The organism is Solemya elarraichensis gill symbiont (assembly GCF_002021095.1).
In the GTDB taxonomy this organism is placed as follows: Bacteria; Pseudomonadota; Gammaproteobacteria; order Chromatiales; family Chromatiaceae.
This window is the reverse complement of sequence record NZ_MPRK01000194.1, coordinates 1-3330: the sequence shown is the minus strand read 5'-3', so window position 1 is coordinate 3330 and position 3330 is coordinate 1. Positions and strand designations below refer to the sequence as shown.

Annotated in this window: 2 protein-coding genes and 1 pseudogene; all 3 read left to right on the top strand. The window is 47.5% G+C overall.

The features are described 5' to 3' along the window. Positions 1–94: 94 nt before the first annotated feature. Positions 95–1288 (top strand): annotated as a pseudogene (locus BOW51_RS08835) (N-6 DNA methylase); the annotation flags it as partial. Next, a complete protein-coding gene (locus BOW51_RS08830) occupies positions 1281–2480 on the top strand; it encodes a restriction endonuclease subunit S (RefSeq protein WP_078477405.1) in 1200 nt (399 codons plus the stop codon). The pseudogene BOW51_RS08835 and the gene BOW51_RS08830, both read left to right, overlap by 8 nt. A gap of 4 nt (positions 2481–2484) precedes the next feature. Beyond that, on the top strand, positions 2485–3330 hold an 846-nt coding region (locus BOW51_RS08825; protein ID WP_135568189.1), incomplete at its 3' end, for a type I restriction endonuclease.

Below are 3330 nucleotides of genomic sequence, written 5' to 3'. Positions count from 1 at the left end.
TTCCTTTGGCGCTGGCGCACGTCAGAAAAACAGTCTCGCCTAGTGGCTACCGGGGACTACGCGCCTTCGATTCTCTCTCCTTGGCGCGCAGCGGAAGAAAGGTGGTGAGTTCTACACGCCTTCCGAAGTGGTCAAACTGCTTGTTGCCCTGTTGAAGCCGCATGCAGGGATGCGTATCTACGACCCCACAGTCGGTTCAGGCGGCATGTTGATCCAGACCCGGAACTACCTTGTAGGACACGGCGAGAACCCATCAGATTTGTCCCTGAACGGTCAAGAAATGAATTTGAACACATGGGCAATCTGTAAGATGAACATGTTCTTGCACGGCGTGTTCAATGCAGACATTCGTAAGGGCGACACTTTGGGTGATCCACAGCACATCCAGAACGGCGAACTGATGACGTTTGACCGTGTGATTGCCAATCCACCATTCAGCCTGAAGAAGTGGGGTAAGGATGAAGCAGATGCAGACCCGTATGGACGCTTTCCGTACGGCACACCCCCGAAAGATGCAGGTGATCTCGCATTCGTCCAGCACATGATTGCATCGCTGAATGCTGAAGGAATGATGGGTGTGGTGATGCCGCATGGTGTGTTGTTCCGTGGTTCCAGTGAAAAGGCTATCCGACAAGGTATTCTTGAAGATGACCTGCTGGAAGCTGTCGTTGGACTTCCATCTGGGTTGTTCTATGGTACTGGTATCCCTGCGTGCCTGTTGATCATCAACAAGCAGAAGCCTGCCGACCGTAAAGGCAAGGTGCTGTTCATCAATGCTGAACTGGAGTACGAAGAAGGCAAGAACCAGAACAAGCTACGGGACCAGGATATCGAGAAGATTGTTGCCACATTCGACGCCTTCGAAGCCATAAAACGCTATTCCAGCATCGTCACATTGGATGAGATCAGGGAAAACGACTACAACCTGAATATCCGTCGCTATGCCAACACATCACCCCCACCTGAAATATTCGATGTACGCGCCATCTTGCATGGTGGCATTCCTGTACGAGAAGTCGAAGATGAATACATTCAGGAAGAGATGCTTAATGGGTTCGATGTGTCCGTGGTATTCGACCGAAAGGACGATGAATACTACGAATTCAAGCCGTCGATTGAGTCGAAGGAGGCAATTCGTGATGTAGCTGGTACTGATGACACCGAGGTAATCAGTCAGCTAGAGCGATGGTGGGACAAGTACAAGATGTCACTAGATGAGTTGGATGCGCAGGTGAAAGAGTCCGAAGCTATGATGCGGGACTACGCGAAGGAACTTGGGTATGAATAGCTTTTCATCTGCTGTCCAAATTGAAGAACTGATCCGTCTTCAGAATGACAAGTCGAAGCAGTTGAAGTCTTCTGATTACCTAAGCAATGGAATCCTGCCGATTGTTGATCAAGGAGCCACATTAATCTGTGGATACACGGATAACCTCGACAAACGATACGATAAAGCTTCGCCTGTTATAGTATTCGGGGATCACACTCTCCATACGAAGTACATTGATTTTAATTTTGCAGTTGGTGCTGATGGAACACAAATCATAGTGCCATCCAATGATAAAGATGATGTCCGATACCTCTATTACGTTATCCTTCGTGCGGCTGAATTAATTGGTAGTGAAGGATATAAGCGTCACTTAAAGATTCTGAAGGAATTCACCACACCCTATTGCCGTGATCATTCTGAACAACAAAAAATCGCCTCCATTCTGACTTCGGTGGATGAAGTCATCGAAAAGACCGAGAGACAAATCAGCAAAATACAAGACCTGAAGAAAGGGATGATGCAGGAATTGTTGACCAAGGGTATCGGTCATACTGAGTTCAAAGATAGCGCGGTTGGCAGGATTCCGAAGGAATGGGATGTTATACGACTGCAAGACCACATTGAAAACGTCTATAGTGGATGGAGCCCAGTCTGTGAACCACGTCAACGAAGATGTGATGAATGGGGCATCCTAAAGACAACAGCGGTCGTTTGGTCTGGGTATGATCCTGACGAAAACAAGGTGCTGGCCAGTCATCACGAAGCTGTAAATAATGCGGTTGTACAATCAGGTGATATTTTGATTACACGTAAAGGTCCTCGTGCAAGGGTCGGTGTATGTGTATATGTTGCCAACACCCCTACAAGGTTAATGATCCCAGACACAGTATTCCGACTTATTCTTCGTGGTAATGACAAGTTGCTTTCAGAGTTTGCTTCGTTGGCTATTGGGTCTGATGCTGTACAAATAGACTGGGATAGAAAGAAAGTTGGTCTTGCAGAAGCACAAGTCAATATTAATCACCAGATTCTGAACAAGACGATGTTGCCGCTTCCTGATCTTGTTGAACAACAAAAGATTTGTCAAGTGCTTCGCGATTCACAGAAACAGATAGATACTCAACAAAGGGCACTTGCTGCTGTATTACGTCTCAAAAAAGCACTCATGCAAGACCTTCTCACCGGCAAGGTCAGGGTAAACACGGACTGAAGCCATGTATCAGGATGAAGAACGGAAGGTCGAACTCCCTGCAATTGAACAGTTGCAGTCACTGGGCTGGGACTATGTCCACGGTTCTTTATTATCTCCCGATGCATCCGACGAACGAGACTTCTTCAAAGACGTTGTGTTGACTAAGTGTCTCACCGATGCCGTTAAACGCATCAACCCATGGATCAATGACATCAACCTGCGCACGGTCGTCCGTGAACTGACCCACCTGAAGGTTGCCACACTGATGGAAGCCAACCAGTCTGTCTGGGAAACACTGGTCAGATACCAGTCCGTCATTCAGGATTTAGGCAAGGGTACCAAAGGGCAGACAGTCAAAGTCATCGACTTCGAGAGTCCTGACAACAACGAATACCTGTGCACCAACCAGTTCAAAATTGAAGGCGTTAACCAGAACATCATTCCTGACATCGTTCTGTTCGTGAATGGGCTGCCATTTGCAGTCATTGAATGCAAATCCCCGTACATCACCAATCCCATGGAAGCAGGGATTGACCAGTTGATGCGATACGCTAATCGTCGACAGCCGCATGAAGACGAAGGTGCAGAGAAGCTATTCCATTACAACCAGTTGATGATCTCGACCCATCGCGATAAAGCCCGTGTCGGAACGATATCTTCTCGCATGGAACATTATCTGGAATGGAAAGACCCGTACCCATTGGCAGTCAACGAAGTCAGTGAGAATGCCAATTCACAGGAAGTCCTGATAGCAGGACTGTTCAACAAGCAGAACTTCCTTGATCTGATCCAGAACTTCACTGTCTTCGAACCGATGGATGGCAAAGTCATCAAGAAGATTGCCCGTTATCAGCAATATAGGGCTGTG

Excerpts from the sequence above, each read along its gene's own strand:
- BOW51_RS08830 (WP_078477405.1), top strand. The coding sequence starts at position 1,281 with ATGAATAGCTTTTCATCTGCTGTCCAAATTGAAGAACTGATCCGTCTT.